This is a genomic window from Xylanimonas protaetiae (assembly GCF_004135385.1).
GTDB lineage: Bacteria > Actinomycetota > Actinomycetes > Actinomycetales > Cellulomonadaceae > Xylanimonas > Xylanimonas protaetiae.
Genome location: NZ_CP035493.1, coordinates 873,788 through 891,165 on the forward strand (window position 1 = coordinate 873,788; position 17,378 = coordinate 891,165).

General features: G+C 75.5%; 14 protein-coding genes and 2 riboswitches. Of the genes, 10 read left to right on the forward strand and 4 right to left on the reverse strand.

Annotated features, from left to right (window positions below; genetic code table 11):
* Positions 1–26: 26 nt before the first annotated feature.
* A complete protein-coding gene (locus ET471_RS03950; RefSeq protein ID WP_129186694.1) occupies positions 27–1,319 on the forward strand; it encodes a cation:proton antiporter in 1,293 nt (430 codons plus the stop codon).
* A 63-nt stretch (positions 1,320–1,382) separates the two neighbouring features.
* Positions 1,383–2,264 (forward strand): universal stress protein, encoded by an 882-nt coding sequence (locus ET471_RS03955; protein WP_129186695.1) that lies wholly within the window; start codon positions 1,383–1,385, stop codon positions 2,262–2,264.
* Positions 2,265–2,340: 76 nt separating this feature from the next.
* Here ET471_RS03955 and purL read toward each other — a convergent pair whose 3' ends face one another.
* Positions 2,341–4,650: a phosphoribosylformylglycinamidine synthase subunit PurL gene (gene purL / locus ET471_RS03960; protein WP_129186696.1), complete on the reverse strand. Its 2,310-nt coding sequence runs from the start codon at positions 4,648–4,650 to the stop codon at positions 2,341–2,343.
* Positions 4,651–4,921: 271 nt separating this feature from the next.
* On the opposite strand from purL, the gene ET471_RS03965 reads away from it, so the two are divergent.
* From ET471_RS03965 to ET471_RS03975, 3 genes are all read left to right on the forward strand, one after another.
* Entirely contained in the window at positions 4,922–5,263 is a 342-nt protein-coding gene (locus tag ET471_RS03965; RefSeq protein ID WP_129186697.1) for a DUF485 domain-containing protein, read from the forward strand.
* Between the two features lie 58 nt (positions 5,264–5,321).
* Entirely contained in the window at positions 5,322–5,927 is a 606-nt protein-coding gene (locus ET471_RS03970) for a hypothetical protein (RefSeq protein ID WP_207207323.1), read from the forward strand.
* A gap of 80 nt (positions 5,928–6,007) precedes the next feature.
* Complete coding sequence (locus tag ET471_RS03975) at positions 6,008–6,346, forward strand: hypothetical protein (protein ID WP_129186698.1); 339 nt, start codon at positions 6,008–6,010, stop codon at positions 6,344–6,346.
* Positions 6,347–6,449: 103 nt separating this feature from the next.
* On the opposite strand, the gene ET471_RS03980 is transcribed toward ET471_RS03975, so the two are convergent.
* Complete coding sequence (locus tag ET471_RS03980) at positions 6,450–8,567, reverse strand: acyl-CoA dehydrogenase family protein (protein WP_129186699.1); 2,118 nt, start codon at positions 8,565–8,567, stop codon at positions 6,450–6,452.
* 9 nt (positions 8,568–8,576) lie between these two features.
* On the reverse strand, positions 8,577–9,245 hold the full coding sequence (locus tag ET471_RS03985) for a TetR/AcrR family transcriptional regulator (protein ID WP_129186700.1): 669 nt from the start codon (positions 9,243–9,245) through the stop codon (positions 8,577–8,579).
* Positions 9,246–9,415: 170 nt separating this feature from the next.
* On the opposite strand from ET471_RS03985, the gene ET471_RS03990 reads away from it, so the two are divergent.
* The 5 genes from ET471_RS03990 (at position 9,416) to ET471_RS04010 (ending at position 15,549) form a co-directional block, all read left to right on the forward strand.
* Positions 9,416–10,747, forward strand: a complete 1,332-nt coding sequence (locus ET471_RS03990) for an acetyl-CoA C-acetyltransferase (RefSeq protein WP_129186701.1) — start codon at positions 9,416–9,418, stop codon at positions 10,745–10,747.
* A 10-nt stretch (positions 10,748–10,757) separates the two neighbouring features.
* Positions 10,758–12,122: a 3-oxoacyl-ACP reductase gene (locus ET471_RS03995; protein ID WP_129186702.1), complete on the forward strand. Its 1,365-nt coding sequence runs from the start codon at positions 10,758–10,760 to the stop codon at positions 12,120–12,122.
* Positions 12,119–13,099 carry a MaoC/PaaZ C-terminal domain-containing protein gene (locus ET471_RS04000; protein ID WP_129186703.1) on the forward strand — a complete coding sequence of 327 codons (981 nt, stop codon included), beginning with the start codon at positions 12,119–12,121 and terminating at the stop codon, positions 13,097–13,099. Before ET471_RS03995 ends, ET471_RS04000 begins: the two co-directional genes overlap by 4 nt.
* Positions 13,100–13,140: 41 nt before the next feature.
* Complete coding sequence (locus ET471_RS04005) at positions 13,141–13,941, forward strand: LLM class flavin-dependent oxidoreductase (protein WP_129186704.1); 801 nt, start codon at positions 13,141–13,143, stop codon at positions 13,939–13,941.
* Between the two features lie 93 nt (positions 13,942–14,034).
* Positions 14,035–15,549, forward strand: coding sequence for an amidase (locus ET471_RS04010; RefSeq protein ID WP_129186705.1), 1,515 nt, complete (start codon positions 14,035–14,037; stop codon positions 15,547–15,549).
* 49 nt (positions 15,550–15,598) lie between these two features.
* Here the strand turns inward: ET471_RS04010 and ET471_RS04015 are convergent, their stop codons facing one another.
* Positions 15,599–17,044, reverse strand: a complete 1,446-nt coding sequence (locus ET471_RS04015; RefSeq protein ID WP_129186706.1) for an aminotransferase class V-fold PLP-dependent enzyme — start codon at positions 17,042–17,044, stop codon at positions 15,599–15,601.
* 10 nt (positions 17,045–17,054) lie between these two features.
* A riboswitch (SAM riboswitch) is annotated at positions 17,055–17,170 on the reverse strand.
* Between the two features lie 119 nt (positions 17,171–17,289).
* Positions 17,290–17,377, forward strand: a riboswitch (SAM riboswitch).
* Position 17,378 lies beyond the last annotated feature (1 nt).

The window sequence follows — 17,378 nt, forward strand, 5'->3', positions numbered from 1 at the left end:
TCCCAGGCCGTTCGAAGGGTGTCCCGATGGACCGCACCACGCTCGTCACGCTGGTCGTGATGGTCGCAGCCACCGTGCTGGCGCCGATCCTCTACACCGTGCTCTCCCGCTTCGTGCGGGTTCCCGTCGCCGTGCTCGAGATGTTCCTCGGCATCCTCATCGGCCCCTCGGTCCTCGGCCTCGCCGTCGTGACCCCGGGCGGGCTGGTCGACTGGCTGCGCGTCATGGGCGTCGTCGCCCTGTTCTTCCTCGCGGGCCAGGAGACGAACTTCAAGAAGCTCATGGGCCGCCCGCTGCGCACCGCGACGACGTCGTGGCTGCTGTGCCTGGTCATCGCCGTCGGCGCCATGTTCGCTCTCGCCTCGGTGGTGGACTTCGGCGGCTCGACGTCGGCCTTCGTCACCGCGGTGTTCATCGGCGGCGCCGTGGTCTCGACGGCGATCGGCACCATCTACCCGATGATGAACGACGCCCAGGAGATCACCACCAAGGTGGGCCAGGCGACCATCGCCGCGGGCGTCATCGGCCAGTTCGCGCCGCTCGTGGCCGTCGCGCTCATCGTCGGCGACGTCTCCGGCGATCACAGCCCGCTCTGGGCCACGCTCATGCACCTGGCGTTCTGCGCGATCATCGCCGTCCTGCTGTGGCTGCTGCGCGGGGGCCTGCCGTTCGTCTTCCGCAGGATCCAGTCGATGACCATGGACGCCTCGGGCCAGTTCGGCATCCGGCTCCAGGTGCTGGTGGTCGGCGCCGTCGTGCTGCTGGCCGTGGCCATGGGCGTGGACCGCCTCATCGGCGCGTTCGCCGCCGGCATCCTGGTCCAGGCGATGAACAAGAAGACCTCGCCGGCCGAGCAGCACATCCTGTTCCGCAAGGCCAAGGCGCTGGGCTACGGCTTCCTCATCCCGCTGTTCTTCGTGTGGGCGGGCGTGACGTTCGACCTCGCGGGCCTCGTCGCCTCCCCGCAGGCGCTGTGGTTCCTCCCCGTGTTCGTGATCCTCAAGTTCCTGGCCCGCGGCGTCCCCGGCTCGCTGACCCTGCCCAAGGGCTCCACGCTCCAGGAGCGCACCGCCACCTCGCTGCTCGTCGGCACGGGCCTCGCCGTCGTCGTCGTCATGGGCCACCTGGGCCTGGAGGCGGGCGCCTTCAGCACGCCGTACGCGGCGGCCATGGTGGGCGGCGCCAAGGTGACGGCCCTGGTGTTCCCGACCATCGGCCTCATGCTGGCCAACCGCGCCCGCGGCTTCGACCCCGCCAAGGCCGTGACCGCGGAGACCGCCGTCGACGACGACGGTCCCGTCCCCGCCCCGGAGCGCTGAGACCCGGCTCTTCGACCCGTTCGGCGGTGCTACCCGGCGCCGCCCCCACCCCGGAGGTGAGCGATGCGCGGCATCGTGGTTGGCATCAACGAGACCGACGAGGCCCGGGAGGCCCTCGACTGGGCGCTCGCCGAGGCGACGTCGCGCGGCACGACGCTGACCGCCGTCAGCGCGGGCGGCGACGACCCGTCCCAGGGCCGCACGGTGTGGGCCGAGCAGCTCGTCGGCGAGGCGAAGCGGCGGGTCGGTGCCGCCTGCCCGACGTCGGTCGTGGCCGTCGCCGGGTCCGCACGCGAGGCGCTGCTGGAGGCCGCGGAGGGCAGCGAGCAGCTGGTGCTCGGCCGGCGCCGCCTGTCGAAGCTCGGGCGCCTGGTGCTCGGCTCCGTGAGCGCCGAGGTGGTGGAGCGGGCGAGCGTCCCCGTCACCGTGGTGCGTCACGCGGGTGACGCCGCGGTCCCCGCCGTGACGGCCGCCGCGACGTCCGACGGCACCGCGCTGCTGCCCCGCGACGTGGTCGCGTCGGGCCCGCGCGTCGTCGTGGGCGTCGACTCGTCGCTCGCGTCGGTGCTCGCGGTGCGGCACGCCGCCGAGGTGGCCCGCCGCACCGGCAGCACGCTGCAGGTCGTGTACGCGTGGCAGACGTCAGGCCTCGCCCCGCTCCCCGGCACCTGGGCCGGGATCCCCTCGGGCGAGGACTACGAGCGCCACGCCCGTGAGCTGCTCGACCGGGCCGTCGAGGCCGCGGGCATCGACCTGCCCGCCGGCCGCCTGGAGCGCACCGTCGTCAACGCCGCCCCCGCCGCCGCGCTGGTCGACGCCTCCGCGACCGCCGGCCGCGTCGTCGTCGGCTCGCGCGGCCTGGGCGGCTTCGGCCGCCTCCTGCTCGGCTCGGTGAGCCGCCAGGTCCTCGACTACGCGGCCTGCCCGGTCACCGTGGTGCGCTGACCGCACTCCCGCACCCGCGGACACGGAAGGGGCCCGGCCCGCCGAGACGGCGAACCGGGCCCCTTCGCCGTCGGGATCAGCCGAAGTACGTCGGCAGCGTGCCCTCGTGGGCCGTGCGGGCCTCGTCGAGCGCGACGGTCACGTCGTCGACGACGACGGCGTCGCCGCCCGTCGTGCCGATCGCGAGCACCGGGACGCCCGCCGCGGAGGCCGCGGCGACGAGCTCGGCCTCGCGGGCCCGGTCGACGGCGACGAGCGCGCGGGCCGTCGTCTCGGAGAACAGCGCGGCGAACGCCGACACGCCGTCGCGCGCCTCGATGCCGGCCGTGGACGCCTGGACGCCCACGCCGTAGCGCAGCGACGACTCGAGCAGCGCCTGGACCAGGCCGCCCTCGGAGAGGTCGTGCGCGGCGACGGCGAGGCCCGCCTCGCGGGCGCCGACGAGCACCGAGGCGAGCGCGCGCTCGGCGGCGAGGTCGACGCGCGGCGGCACACCACCGAGGTGCTGGTGGACGACGTCGGCCCACACGGAGCCGTCGAGCTCGTCGGCGGTGGCGCCGAGCAGCAGGACCCGCAGCCCGGACGTGCGCCAGCCGGACGGGACCGCCGTGCGGACGTCGGAGAGCACGCCGAGCACGCCGACGACGGGCGTCGGGTGGATGGCCGAGTCGACCAGGCCGGGGGCGCCCGTCTCGTTGTAGAGGGAGACGTTGCCGCCGGTCACGGGGACGGCGAGCTCCTGGCACGCGTCGGCGAGGCCCTCGATCGCCTCGACGAGCTGCCACATCGAGTCGGGGTTCTCGGGCGAGCCGAAGTTCAGGCAGTCGGTCACGGCCATGGGCACAGCGCCCGCGGTGGCGACGTTGCGGTACGCCTCGGCGAGCGCGAGCTGGGCGCCCGTGCGCGGGTCGAGCTTGGCGTAGCGGCCGTTGGCGTCGGTGGCCAGCGCGACGCCGAGGTGCGTCGACTCGTCGACGCGGACCACGCCGCCGTCGTCGGGCTGCGCGAGCGCGGTGTTGCCCTGCACGAACCGGTCGTACTGGTCGGTCACCCACGCCTTGGAGGCCAGGTTGGGCGAGGCGAGCAGGCGCAGCGCGGTCGCCTTCAGCTCGTCCGCGGTGACCGGGCGGGGCAGGTCCGCCGTCGTCGAGGCGACGAGCGCGTCCTGCCACGCCGGGCGGGCGTACGGGCGGTGGTAGGTGGGCCCCTCGTGCGCGACCGTGCGCGGGTCGACGTCGACGATGCGCTGGCCGTGGTGGTCGATCGTGAGGCGGCCCGAGTCGTTGACCTCGCCGACGATCGACGTCTCGACGTCCCACTTCTTCGTGATCGCCATGAACTCGTCGAGCCTGGCCGGCGTGACGACGGCCATCATGCGCTCCTGCGACTCCGACATGAGGATCTCGCCCGCGTTGAGCGACGGGTCGCGCAGCAGGACGTCGTCGAGGAAGACGTGCATGCCGCCCTCGCCGTTGGAGGCGAGCTCGGAGGTGGCGCACGAGATGCCCGCGGCGCCGAGGTCCTGGATGCCCTCGACGACCTTGGCGGCGTACAGCTCGAGGCAGCACTCGATGAGCACCTTCTCCATGAACGGGTCGCCGACCTGCACCGACGGGCGCTTGGCGGGGACGCCGTCCTCGAACGTCTCGGACGCGAGGATCGAGGCGCCGCCGATGCCGTCGCCGCCCGTGCGGGCGCCGAACAGGATGACCTTGTTGCCCACACCCGAGGCGTTGGCGAGGTGGATGTCCTCGTGCCGCAGCACGCCGACGCACAGCGCGTTGACGAGCGGGTTGCCCTGGTAGGAGCCGTCGAACACGAGCTCGCCGCCGATGTTCGGCAGGCCGAGCGAGTTGCCGTACCCGCCCACGCCGCTGACGACGCCGTGCACGACGCGCGCCGTGTCGGGGTGGTTGACGTCGCCGAAGCGGAGCTGGTCCATCACGGCGACAGGACGGGCGCCCATCGAGATGATGTCGCGCACGATGCCGCCGACGCCGGTGGCCGCACCCTGGTACGGCTCCACGAACGACGGGTGGTTGTGCGACTCGACCTTGAACGTCACGGCCCAGCCGTCACCGATGTCGACGACGCCGGCGTTCTCGCCGATGCCGACGAGCAGGTTCTTGGTCATCTCCGGGGTGACGCGCTCGCCGAACTTGCGCAGGTGCACCTTGGACGACTTGTAGGAGCAGTGCTCCGACCACATGACCGAGTACATCGCGAGCTCGGCCGCGGTGGGGCGGCGGCCCAGGATGTCGCGGATCCGCTGGTACTCGTCCGGCTTGAGGCCGAGCTCCGCGTACGGCTGCACCTCGTCAGGGGTGGCGGCGGCGTTCTCGACCGTGTCCAGCGACGGTTGTTCAGCGCGAGCGGCGGCAGACATCAAACTCCCTCGGGTTTCGCACGTTGCCAGGGGGCCGGGTGAGCTCCGCGGACGCGGTTCCGGCGTCGGCCTTGGCGGGTGGGGGTGCGCGACTCGCGCGTGGCCAGTCTAGCCGGGCCCGCCGCCGCGGGTTCCCGCCGTCGGCGGGCGGAGACGCACGCGGTGCCGCCGATCGTCGAGCGTCAGGGTCGACGTCGGATCGCGCCAGGGCCCATGCTGGGACACCACCCGGGCGGAGGCCCGGGTGTGCTCTCCGAGCGGAGGTGAGCGCATGACCGTTCCGGACAGCGTGTGCTGGGACGTGGGCGACGAGCCGTCGCGCACGCGCCTCGTGACGCACTGGCACGTACCCGCCCTGCCCTGGGCCGCGCGGCTGCCGGCCCCGATGCCGGCGAGCTGGGTCGTGTTCGTGCTCCTGGGGATGTTCCTCGTCTGGTTCCTGACGTTCGTCACGACGCTCTCGTTCGGCGTCAGCGTGCTGCTCGCGCCGCTCCTGGGTGTGGTGCCGGCCTGGCTGCTGGGCCGCGTCGTGGCCCCGTTCGCGAACGTCCGCCTGCGGCGCGAGGCCTTCTCGGTGCTGCACTGGCTGCGGGAGGACCCGCCCGTCGACTGAGCCCGGCGTCGTGACCTGCGTGTTCGCCACCGATACCACGAAGTGGTTTGATGCGCACGTGCAGATGCTCAGGAGCTTCTCGCCGAGCGCGTTCGCGTTCGGTCTCGCCTCGTGGTCGTGGCTGGGCACGCATGGGAAGACCCCTCGCTTCACGACGGTGTTCGGCGACGTCTTCCTCGAGTCGCTCGACGGCTGGTGGCTGCTCGACACCATCGAGGGCACGCTCACGCTGCGCTGGACGAACATCGTCGACCTGTACGCCGAGCTCGACTCCGACGAGGGCCGCGAGGAGATCCTGCTCGAGGACATCCTGGTCGAGGTGCTCGACCGCGGCGTCCTGCTGCGCGACGACGAGGTGCTGGCGTTCGTGCCGCACCCGGCGGCCGGCGGCCGGCTCGCGGCGGAGTCCTGCTCGCCCCTGCGGTTCGAGCTCGCGCTGAGCCTCGCCGGCCAGGTGCACGGCGCGCTGCTCGCCCAGGCGCGGCCCGCGCCGAGCCCCATGCTGTGGGACCCGCAGCCCGAGCCGGCGGCGCAGGCCTGGCCCGCCCCGTCGGCACCGGCCCTGTCTGCACCGGCCCCGTCTGCACCGGCCCCCTCTGCGCTTGCCCCCGCCGCGGCCGCCCCGGCCACGCCCGCCCCGTTCTGGCACCCCGTCCAGCGCTGACCGTCTCACCGCAGCACGCTGCGGATGCGAGCACCCCCGGTTCGTCGTCCCATGGTGGAGGGACCTGAGGAGCTGATCGCATGAAGGCCGTGCTGCTGACCGGAGCGGGGATCGCCGTCGCCGACGGCACGGTGCTCGGGGTGGCCCTCGGGGTCGGCAGCACCTCGGTCGCGGTCGCCGCGCTGGCGGTCGGCCTGGCGTCGGCGTTCGTGCTGGGCTGGCTCACGCCGGCCGCGTCGGTCCTCGAGCCGCCGCTCGTCACGCTCGGCACGCGCCCGACGCCGGAACCCGCCGAGCCGGAGCCTGAGCCCGCGCCGCTCCCCCTCCCGGTGCCCGCCGCCGCGGAGGCCGCCCCGGAGCTCCTGCCGGACCGCGCACCCGTCGCCCGTCACGCGATGCCGACGCCCGCCGCCGCCTGACCCTCCGGCTCGCCGCTCGTTCCCCGCTCGCCCCGGCCGCGAACGCGCAGGACGCCGTCCCGGACCTCCCGGGACGGCGTCCTGGCGTCGCGGCCGTCGCGGCTCAGCGCCGCGGCGCCTTCTCCCGCCGCGGGGCCTCGCCCGCCGCGCGCTGCGCCGCGTAGTACGCGCGCGCCTCGTCCTGGCGGACCTTCTCGGCGCCCGTGGCGATCGCGGCGCGCAGGTGGTCGTCCGTCAGGCCCCACGCCGCGACCAGGTCGAGCGCGTGCGGCCGCAGCCGGCGCAGCAGCGCGTCGAGCTCGCCCTCCACGGCCCGGGCGCGCGATGTCGCCAGGCGGCCGTTCACGACGAACCAGGCCAGGTCGCGCTCGATCACGGTGAGCGCGTAGACGTCGCGCAGCCAGCCGAGCACGGTCCGCGTGCCGGCGTCGGGCGTCGCGTCGACGGCCTGCGTGAACAGCTCCCAGCGCACCAGCTCGGCGTGCGAGCGGGCGGCGTCGATGAGCGCGACCTGCTGCCGGTCGAAGATCCGCTGCGCGGCGGCCGGCTCGGCGTGGCGCGCGGGACGCAGGGCGAGCGCGACGGCCTCGACCTTCGCGGCGACGCGGTCGGCCAGCAGGACCCGCTGCGCCTCGGCGTCGAACACCGTGCCGGGCCGCGCGACGGCGTCGGCGACCGTCTGCGCGGCCCGCTTGAGCGGCGTGCGGTGCAGCAGCGTGTCGACGGCACGGTCGGCGACGAACCGGGCCTTGCCCTCGGGCGTGCGCACCTGCGCGCCGAGCGCCTTGCCGTAGTCGCCCACGAGCCGCTTGGCGACGAGCTGGAGCAGCACCGTGTTGTCGCCCTCGAACGTCGCGTAGACGTCGAGGTCGTCGTACAGGGACGTGATGCGGTTCTCGGTGAGGAACCCGGCGCCGCCGCACGCCTCGCGGCACTCCTGGAGGGTGTCGAGCGCGAACGCCGTCGACGTCGCCTTCATCGCGGCGGCCATGGTCTCCAGGTCGGCGCGCTTCTCGGGGGTGTCCCCGCGGCCGCTGAAGACGTCGTCGAACAGGTCGAGCAGCCTCTCGTGCGCGAAGTGCAGCGCGTACGTCTCGGCGATGCGCGGCAGGAGGCGGCGGCGGTGGGTGGCGTAGTCGAGCAGCACCACCTCGTCGTCGGGCGTCGCGCCCGAGAACTGACGGCGCTCGGCCCCGTACCGGACCGCGATCGCGAGGCCGACGCGGGAGGCGGTGCCGGCGGCGCCGTCGAGCGAGACGCGGCCCTGCACGAGCGCGCCGAGCATCGTGAAGAAGCGGCGGCCGGGGCTCTCGATCGACGACGTGTAGCTGCCGTCCTCCGCCACCTGGCCGTAGCGGGCCAGCAGGTTCTCGCGCGGCACGCGCACGTGGTCGAACCAGAGGCGGCCGTTGTCGACGCCGCGCAGACCGCCCTTGAGGCCGTCGTCCTCGCCGCCGACGCCGGGCAGGAACGCGCCCGTGGCGCCGTCGCGGACGGGCACGTAGAAGCAGTGGACGCCGTAGTCCACGCCGCGCGTGACGAGCCGCGCGAACACCGTGGCGGCCGTGGCGTGCTCGGCCGCGTTGCCGAGGTAGTCCTTCCACGCGGCCCGGAACGGCGTGTGGACCACGAACTCCTGCGTGTCCGGGTCGTACGTCGCGGTCGTCCCGACGGCGGCGACGTCGGAGCCGTGGCCCGTCTCCGTCATCGCGAACGCGCCCGGGACGGACAGGTCCATGGCGCTGGGCAGCCAGCGGTCCTGCTGCTCGGGCGTGCCGAGCTGCCAGATGGCGGACGCGAACAGGCCCCACTGGACCCCGGCCTTGATCTGGAGCGACGGGTCGCCCAGGGCGAGCTCCTCGAAGCCGGCCAGGTTGGCGCCCGGCTGGTCGCCACCGCCCAGGCGGGCGGGGAACGCGAGCCACACCTGGTGGTCCGGGTCCGCGGCGAGCTCGCGGCACTGGTCGAGCACGCGGGCGCGGTGCTCCGCCATCGTGAGCGTCTCGTCCTTCCAGAACCGCGGCTCGGCGGCGTGGGCGCGCGCGGCGGCGCGCCACCGCGGCCAGCGGCCGAGCAGCGTGTCGTGGAGGGCGGCGACGTCGACGCGCGCGTCGGCGGGGTCCGTCCGGGCGGGGGCGGCCGCGGGGACGGCCGCGGGGACGGGGGTCGCGGGCGGCTCGACCGCCGGGGTCGCCGGCGCGGTCTGGTCCGTGGTGGTCATCGAGGACTCCTAGAGCGTGGTCTTCAGGGGCGGCGTGTGCAGCACGCCGACGGGGCCCTGCCAGAGCCAGGCCGTCACGTGCTCGGTGAGCTCCTCGCGGGTCAGCGTCGTCGTGCCCGCCTCGCGGTGGGCGAGCCACCACTCGCCGGCGCCGCGCACGTGCCCGACGGCGCCGGCGGCCCAGGCCGCGGCGACGTCGTCGGGAACGCCTGCGAGCTCGGCGAACGGGCGGGCGACGATCTCGATCACGGAGTCCAGGTACGCGGACAGGGGTGCGTCCGCGCCGGGGCTCTCCTCGGGCTCCGGCTCGACGCCCGCGATGGAGGTGCGGGTGACGAACCAGTAGACGCGCGGCGAGTGCTCGATCATCTCGAGGTAGACCCGCACCATGGCGCGCAGCCCGCCCAGCGGCGTCGGCGCCTCGGCCGCGGCCCGCGAGAGGGCGGCGTGCATGTCGCCGACGACGGCGGTGGCCACCGCGAGCCGCAGCCCCGCCTTGTCGGCGAAGTAGCGGTACACGATCGACTTCGAGGTGCCGGCGGCCGCGGCGATGTCGTCCATCGACACGCCGGGGCCCTGCCGGTGGACCACCTTGCGGGCGGCCTTGACCAGCTCGGCGCGGCGGGCGGTGCGGTGGTCGTCCCAGCGCGTCGATCGCCCGTCCTGGTCACGCGTCATCGCGTTCTCCTGTGATCCGTGAGGAGTGCCGGGGTCGTGGCTGTGACCCGGCTCACGGAACTCACGGTATCAGGTACTCTGAGTAGCACGTCACAGTTTGGCCCCACCACGGGGCAGAGGGACGATCACCGAAGATCGCGCCCCGCACGCACGAGCGAAGGAACGACGCAGTGGCCACACGCTCCACCACCCCGACGCCCACCCCTGCCCGCGACGCCGTCGTCGTCGGCGGCAACCGCCTGCCGTTCGCCCGCGCCGGCAAGGCGTACGGCGACGCCTCCAACCAGGAGCTGCTCACCGCGGCGATCGAGGGCCTCGTCGCCCGGTTCGGCCTCCAGGGCGAACGGCTCGGCGAGGTGGTGGGCGGCGCGGTGCTCAAGCACTCGCGCGACTTCAACCTGGTGCGCGAGTGCGTGCTCGGCTCGTCGCTCTCCCCGCAGACGCCCGCCTACGACGTCCAGCAGGCCTGCGCGACGGGCCTCGAGGCGGCCATCGCGGTGACCAACAAGATCCGGCTCGGCCAGATCGAGGCGGGCATCGCCGGCGGCACCGACACCATCTCCGACGCCCCGGTCGCCGTGAGCGAGGGCCTGCGCCGCGTGCTGCTGGAGGCCTCGCACGCCCGGACCGTCCAGGGCCGTCTCAAGGCGCTGGCCCGGCTGCGGCCGGCCGACCTCAAGCCGCTGACCCCGTCCACCGACGAGCCGCGCACCGGCCTGTCGATGGGCGAGCACCAGGCCGTCACGACGGCCCGCTGGGGCGTCACGCGCGAGGCGCAGGACGCCGTCGCGCTCGCCTCGCACCAGCACCTCGCCCGAGCCTGGGACGAGGGCTTCTTCGACGACCTGGTCACCCCGTTCCGCGGCCTGACCCGCGACGACAACCTGCGCACCGACACGTCGCTCGAGAAGCTCGGCGCCCTCGCCCCGGTGTTCGGCAAGGCGCTCGGCACGGCCGAGCCCACGATGACGGCGGGCAACTCGACGCCCCTGACCGACGGCGCGTCCGCCGTCCTCCTCGCGTCCCGCGCGTGGGCCGCGGAGCGCGACCTGCCCGTGCTCGCACGCTTCGTCGACGCCGAGACCGCCGCCGTCGACTACGTCCACGGGCACGAGGGGCTGCTCATGGCCCCCGCCCACGCGGTGCCGCGCCTGCTGGCCCGCAACGGGCTCACGCTCGCCGACATCGACTTCTTCGAGATCCACGAGGCCTTCGCCTCCACCGTGCTCACGACGCTCGCCGCGTGGGAGGACGACGACTACTGCCGCACCGAGCTCGGGCTGCCGGGTGCGCTCGGCACGGTCGACCGGGACCGCATCAACGTCAACGGGTCCTCGCTCGCGGCCGGCCACCCGTTCGCCGCGACGGGCGGACGCATCCTCGCGACGGCCGCGAAGCTGGTCGCCGCCCGGGCCGCCGAGACCGGGAAGTCGGCGCGCGCGCTCCTGTCCGTCTGCGCGGCCGGCGGCCTCGGCGCCACCGCCCTGCTCGAGTCGGCCTGAGGCGGGCACCGTGACCGACACGTACACGAAGGCCGTCAACACCGGCATGACGAAGACCCTCGCCAAGAAGCTCGGCCTGCCGCGCCCGGCCCTCCTGCGCCGCCACCAGCCGGGGGCGCCGCTCACGGTGGGCCCGGTGCTGGTGGTGTCCGACGCCGCGTCGCAGGAGTCGGCGGCCGCGGTCGCCGCGACGCTGGACGGCTGGGGGCTGACGGTCGCGCGGCAGGACGACGACGCCACCCGCTGGGGCGCCGTCGTCGTCGTGCTCACCGACGTCGCGCGGCCCGCCGACGCGTCCACCGCCGTGCTCTCCCTGCCCGGCGCGCTCAAGCGGCTCGCGCCGAACGGGCGCGTCGTCACCGTCTCCCGCGCCGCCGCGCCCGGCGACGCACCCGAGCTCGCCGCCGTGCGGCAGGGCGTCGACGGGTTCCTGCGCTCGCTCGCCAAGGAGCTGCGCGCCGGCGCCACCGCCAACGGCATCCAGCTCGCCGACGACGCCGCCGCCGACCACCCCTCGGCCCGTGCGGCGCTGCGGTTCTTCCTCTCCGCGAAGAGCGCCTACGTGGACGGGCAGCTCCTGACCGTCAGCGCGGCGAACGGCTGGTTCCTCTACCCCGCCGACGCGTGGGACCGCCCCCTCGAGGGCAAGGTCGCCGTCGTCACGGGCGCCGCCCGCGGCATCGGCGCCGCCATCGCGAAGACGCTCGCGCGCGACGGCGCCACCGTCGTCTGCGTCGACGTGCCCGCCGCGGGCGAGGGCCTGGCCCGCACCGCCAACGCCGTGCGCGGCACCGCGCTCCAGCTCGACGTCACGGCGCCCGACGCCGGGGAGAAGATCCTCGCGCACGCGCGGACGCGCCACGGGGGGCTCGACGTCGTCGTGCACAACGCCGGCATCACGCGCGACAAGCTGCTCGCCAACATGGACGCGGCCCGGTGGGACTCGGTCGTCGCGGTCAACGTCGAGGCGCAGCTGCGCATCAACGAGACCCTGCTGGCTGCCGCCGCGGCGGGCGACCTCGACGGGCTGCGCATCGTGTCGCTCGCCTCGACGTCGGGCATCGCGGGCAACCGCGGGCAGACCAACTACGCGTTCACCAAGGCGGGCGTCGTCGGGCACACCGCCGCGACGGCCACGCTGCTCGCCGCGCACGGCGGCACGGCCAACGCCGTCGCGCCCGGGTTCATCGAGACGGAGATGACCCAGCACATCCCGTTCGCGACCCGGCAGGTGGCGCGGCGGCTCTCCTCGCTGCTCCAGGGCGGCGAGCCGGTGGACGTGGCCGAGGCCGTCGCGTTCCTCGCGTCGCCCGGCGCGGTGGGCATCACCGGCCAGACGCTGCGCGTGTGCGGGCAGAACCTGGTGGGCCGGTGACCGCCGTCCTCACGACGTCGGACGGCGAGGGCCTCGACGTCGAGACGCTGCCCGCGATGCCCGGCCTGCCCGGCCTGTACGCGCGGGGGGCCGCGTCGTCGGGCCGCATGGCGGCGGGGCGGGCGCTGCCGGCGCTCCCCGTGCTCGGGTCGGGCGCCGCGGCGTCGGACGACGACGCCCTCACGCTGCCGCGCGTCGCGCACCGCGTGGCGCACCTGCCCACGGACGGGCTCGGCACGCACCTGCGCGACTACCAGCGGCTCATGCACGAGCCCGGCTCGGAGCTGCTGCCGTCGGGGTACCTGCACGTGCTGGCGTTCCCGCTGGCCACGTCCGTGATGGTGCGCGGCGACTACCCGCTGCCGCTCATCGGCACGGTGCACCTGGCCAACGACGCGTCGCTGCTGCGGCCCGTCCGGGTCGGCGACGCGCTCGAGGTGCGCGCGTGGGCGGAGCGGCTGCGGCCGCACCGCCGCGGCGTGCAGCTCGACATGGTCGCCGAGGTCCGCGTCGGCGACGAGCTCGCGTGGCGGGGCGTCTCGACGTACCTCTCGCGCGGCTTCCACGTGCCCGACGACGCCGCGAGCGCCCCCGACGAGGGCGAGGACCGCGCACCCGCCGGGACGTGGGCCCCTCCCCTGCCCACGGGGCGCTGGGCGCTGCCCGGCGGGACCGGGCGCGCGTACGGGGCGATCTCGGGCGACCTCAACCCGATCCACCTGTCGGCGCTGTCCGCGAAGGCGTTCGGGTTCCCGCGCGCGATCGCGCACGGGATGTACACCGCGGCGCGCGCGCTCGCGGAGGTCGGGCCGCGGCGCGGGCCGGCGTACCGGTGGACGGTGGAGTTCGGGCGGCCCGTGCTGCTGCCGGGCACGGTCGACGTGGCGATCACGGCCTCGGACGACGGGTTCGAGTACGTCGGCTGGAACGCCGGGCGGCGGCTGCGGCACTTCCACGGCGAGGTCACGCCCCTCTGACCGCGTGGTGCGTGTCGGGGGCGCGGGCTAGCGTCGCGGGCATGGTCACGCTGGGGTGCATCGCGAACCCGGAAGAGCTCTCGCCCGCGCAGCTCCTGGACGTCGCCCGGGCGGCCGACGCCGCGGGCCTCGAGGAGCTCTGGCTGTGGGAGGACTGCTTCAAGGAGTCGGGCGTCGCGGCCGCCGGGGCGATCCTCGCGGCGACGTCGCGGCTGCGCGTCGGGCTCGGTGTGCTGCCGGTCCCGCTGCGCAACGTCGCGCTGACGGCGATGGAGCTGGGGACGCTCGCGGGCATGTTCCCCGGGCGGCTCGTGCCCGGCGTCGGGCACGGGGTGCAGTCGTGGATGGAGCAGGTGGGGGCGCGCGTCGCCTCGCCGCTGACGCTGCTGCGCGAGCACGTGACGGCGCTGCGGGCGCTGCTGGCCGGCGAGCGGCTCAGCGTCCGCGGGCGCTACGTCACGCTCGACGACGTCGCGCTCGACTGGCCGCCCGCGTCCCCGCCGCCCGTGCTCGCCGCGGGACAGGGGCCCAGGACGCTACGGCTCGTGGGCGAGGTCGCCGACGGCGTCGTGCTCACGGGCGGCACCATGCCCGACGACGTGCGCCGAGCGCTCGAGCTCGTCGCGGAGGGGCGGTCCGCCGCCGGGCGCGGCGGGCCCTTCGCGGTGTGCACCTTCGTGGTGCTGCCGCCGCCGGTGCGCGCGCAGGGCGCGCAGGCGACGGCCGACCACCTGCGGGCCTGGGCGGACGCGGGCACGACGACGGTCGCGGTGCTGCCCGTGGACGGCGACCCGGTCGCGGTGGCCGCCTGGCTGGGTGAGGAGGTGCGGCCGCTGCTGTGAGCGGCGCGGCCCTCCGCCGCGGGGCGGGGGCCGCGGGCAGGATGTCTGGCCTCGGGCGCCCTGGCCCGCGACCCGCGACCTAGGGTGGGGCGCATGACCGAGCTGCACGAGCGGACCGCCGTCGAGCTGCGCGAGCTGCTGCTGGGCGGCTCGCTGTCCCCCGTCGGGCTGACGGACCACTACCTGGGGCGGGTCGCCGCGCGCAACGGGCGGCTCGGGGCGTTCGCGACCGTCACCGCCGTCGCCGCCCGCGAGCGCGCCGCCGCGCTCGTGCGGGACCGCGAGGCGCGGACCGGCCGCACGGACGCGGCGGGCGAGCCGGTCGGCGACGACACCGGAGCGGGCGACGACCTGCTGTGGGGGCTGCCGTCCGGCGACAAGGACCTGTGGGACCGCGCGGGCGTCCCGACAGGCTTCGGCTCGCGCGCGTTCGCCGGGGACCACGAGTACGTGCCGACCGTGAGCAGCGACATCGTCGCCCAGCTCGACGCGGCCGGGACGGTCAGCCTGGGCAAGACGGCCGCGCCCGAGCTCGGCTTCCCCGCCTACACCGAGGGGCTCGCGTTCCCGCCCGCGCGCAACCCGTGGGACCCGACGCGCACCGCGGGCGGGTCGAGCGGCGGGGCCGCCGTGGCGGTCGCGGCCGGGATGCTGCCGTTCGCGCCGGGGTCCGACGGCGGCGGGTCGATCCGCATCCCGGCGGCGGCGTGCGGCGTCGTCGGGCTCAAGCCGAGCCGCGGCCTGCTGCCCGACGGCGGCGGCGTGGACTCCGTGGGCGGGCTCGTGGTGAACGGGCCGATCGCGCGGACGGTCGCGGACGCCGCGCTGCTGCTGGAGGGGATGATCGCGCGGCGGCCCGACGGGAGCGCCGCGCACCGGTACACGCTGCGGCAGGACGTCGGCCCGCGCTGGTCGTACCTCGAGGCCGCGCAGGGCGAGGGCCGCTTCCGGCTCGCCGTGTCGACGTTCAGCCCGTGGGAGGGGTTCTACGACATCACGCCCGACCCGGACGCCCTCGCCGCGCACCGGGCCGGGGTCGACGCGCTGGCCGGGCTCGGGCACGACCTCGAGGAGCTGCACCGCGAGCCGGACGCCTCGTACGCCCCGGCGTTCCGCAGCCTGTGGATGGCCGGCGCGGCGGCGCTGCCCATCGACGACCCGGAGCGGCTCGGGCTGCTGGAGCCGCTCACCCGGTGGCTCGTGGGCGTGGGCCGCAAGGTCGGCGCGCGGGAGCTCGTCGAGGCGCTGCGGGCGCTGAGCGTGTTCGAGCGCACGACGCTCCAGCGCATCGCCCCGTACGACGCCGTCGTGCTGCCCGCCCTGGGGATGGTGCCGCCGCCTCTCGGCTGGTTCGACGCCGAGGACCCGGAGCGCAACTTCGAGCAGCAGTGCCAGTTCACGCCCTACACGTCGATGATGAACGTGACCGGGCTGCCCGCCATCACGGTGCCCACGCGGTGGACCGCGCCGACCCCGACCGCCCCGGCGGGCATGCCGATGGGCGTCCAGCTCGTGGGCCACCCGGGCGGCGAGCGCACGCTGCTGGCCCTCGCGGCCCAGCTCGAGGACGCGGTACGCGGGCCGGACCGGCGGCCGCCGACCTGGTGACGGGCGCCCTCATGGCGCCGCCGTCTGGTGACGCCGCCCTCGTGACGCCTCAGAGGATCGGCGTGCAGCCCGTCGGGTCGCCGAGCGCGGCCGTGGCCAGGAGGCCGTCGAGGCCGAGGCCCTCGGGCACCGGGCGCGGGTCGTCGACCACGACCCACAGGCCGTCGACGACGTCGTACTGCGCCTGCGGGCCGTCCGCGACGAGCGACCGGACCGCCGCGACGAGCCGCTCGACGTCGGCGCCGGGAGTGCCGACGCCCACGGAGGCGCGCACGGCCCCGGCGTCGAAGCCCAGGCGGCCCAGCAGCGGGTGCGCGCAGAACCGGCCGTCGCGCACGCCGATGCCGTGCTCGGCGGACAGGAACGCCGCGACGAGGCCGGGGTCGTAGCCCGCGACCGTGAAGGTCACCACGCCGACAGGGTCGACGGCGTCGGCCCAGCAGCGGACCACCTGGACTCGGTCGATCTCGGCGAGGCCCGCGACGAGCCGGTCGCGCAGCGCGGCCTCGTGCACGGCGAGCTCGGCCGGGTCGACGGCGCGCAGCGCCTCGGCCGCGGCCGCGAGCGCGACGGCACCGATGACGTTGGGCGACCCGGCCTCGTGGCGGGCGGGTCCCTCGTGCCAGGTCGTCTCGGCGACGCGCACGCGGCGCACCGCCCCGCCGCCGGCGAGGTACGGGGTGCCGGCGTCGAGCCAGTCGCGGCGGCCCACGAGGGCGCCGGCGCCGTAGGGCGCGTAGGTCTTGTGGCCGGAGAACGCGACGTAGTCGACGCCGGACGCGGCGAGCGAGAACGGGCGGTGCGGCACGAGCTGAGCGCCGTCGAGCACCACGCGGGCGCCCGCGGCGTGCGCGATCTCGACCACGGCCGCGACGGACAGGGCCTCGCCCGTGACGTTGGAGGCGCCCGTGATCGCGACGAGGGCGTAGGGGCCGCCGTCGCGGAGCTCCTCGCGGACGGCGTCGAGCGTCGCGGCGACGGACGGGCCGCCGGCCAGAACGGTCGCGTCGGTGTCCCGCTGCCACGGCAGCAGGTTGGCGTGGTGCTCGATGTCGAGCACCAGCACGCGGCCGGGTGCGCCGGTGGCGGGGTCGGCGGGGACGCACCCGGCGAGCAGGTTGAGCGAGTCGGTGGTGTTGCGCGTGACGAGGACGAGGTCGTCCTCGCGCGCGCCGACGAACGCGCCGATGGTGCGGCGGGCCTGCTCGTACAGCGCGGTGGACACCTGCGAGAGGTACCCCGCGCCGCGGTGCACGGACGCGTAGAGCGGCAGGACGCGGTCGACGTGGTCGGCCACCGCCTGGAGCGCGGGCGCCGACGCGGCGACGTCGAGGTTGGCGTACGGGACGCGGCGGCCGTCGACGAGCGGCACGAGCGTGTCCGCGCCGACGACGGGCAGCACGGCGGCGACGCCGTCGACCCGGGCGGGGGTGTAGGTCGGGCTGGCGGCGTGCTCGGCCACGGCGGTGGGGGCGGCGGCGGCGGTCGCGGTCATGGCGGTCTCCTCTTGGCGCTTGCCGTGCGGGGAGGTGCGCACGGCCTGGTCGTCACCCGGGGCACCCCGCCGCGGAGGGAGGGTTGCCGGCCAGCGAGCCGGGGCTTCGCGCTGGCACTCGTGACCGGTCGCCACTCTGGGCGCTCCGTCGTCGCGCGTCAACGGCTCCTGGCGCGAATCTCACGATTCGGGACCATCATGCGAGACGTTGCGGACACCGGCGCCGCCGCGTCGTACGATCCCGGCGACCATCCCGAGCGGCCGACTGACGTGGCAGGACGACGCCGCAGCAACCCTGCGACAGCAGGGTGCTCCAGCCACGATCGATGGAGGC

Bases quoted from the DNA above. Each gene is read 5' to 3' on its own strand.
- ET471_RS03950 (WP_129186694.1), top strand. From the start codon at position 27: ATGGACCGCACCACGCTCGTCACGCTGGTCGTGATGGTCGCAGCCACC.
- ET471_RS03955 (WP_129186695.1), top strand. From the start codon at position 1,383: ATGCGCGGCATCGTGGTTGGCATCAACGAGACCGACGAGGCCCGGGAG.
- purL (WP_129186696.1), bottom strand. From the start codon at position 4,650: ATGTCTGCCGCCGCTCGCGCTGAACAACCGTCGCTGGACACGGTCGAG.
- ET471_RS03965 (WP_129186697.1), top strand. From the start codon at position 4,922: ATGACCGTTCCGGACAGCGTGTGCTGGGACGTGGGCGACGAGCCGTCG.
- ET471_RS03975 (WP_129186698.1), top strand. From the start codon at position 6,008: ATGAAGGCCGTGCTGCTGACCGGAGCGGGGATCGCCGTCGCCGACGGC.
- ET471_RS03980 (WP_129186699.1), bottom strand. From the start codon at position 8,567: ATGACCACCACGGACCAGACCGCGCCGGCGACCCCGGCGGTCGAGCCG.
- ET471_RS03985 (WP_129186700.1), bottom strand. From the start codon at position 9,245: ATGACGCGTGACCAGGACGGGCGATCGACGCGCTGGGACGACCACCGC.
- ET471_RS04005 (WP_129186704.1), top strand. From the start codon at position 13,141: ATGGTCACGCTGGGGTGCATCGCGAACCCGGAAGAGCTCTCGCCCGCG.
- ET471_RS04010 (WP_129186705.1), top strand. From the start codon at position 14,035: ATGACCGAGCTGCACGAGCGGACCGCCGTCGAGCTGCGCGAGCTGCTG.
- ET471_RS04015 (WP_129186706.1), bottom strand. From the start codon at position 17,044: ATGACCGCGACCGCCGCCGCCGCCCCCACCGCCGTGGCCGAGCACGCC.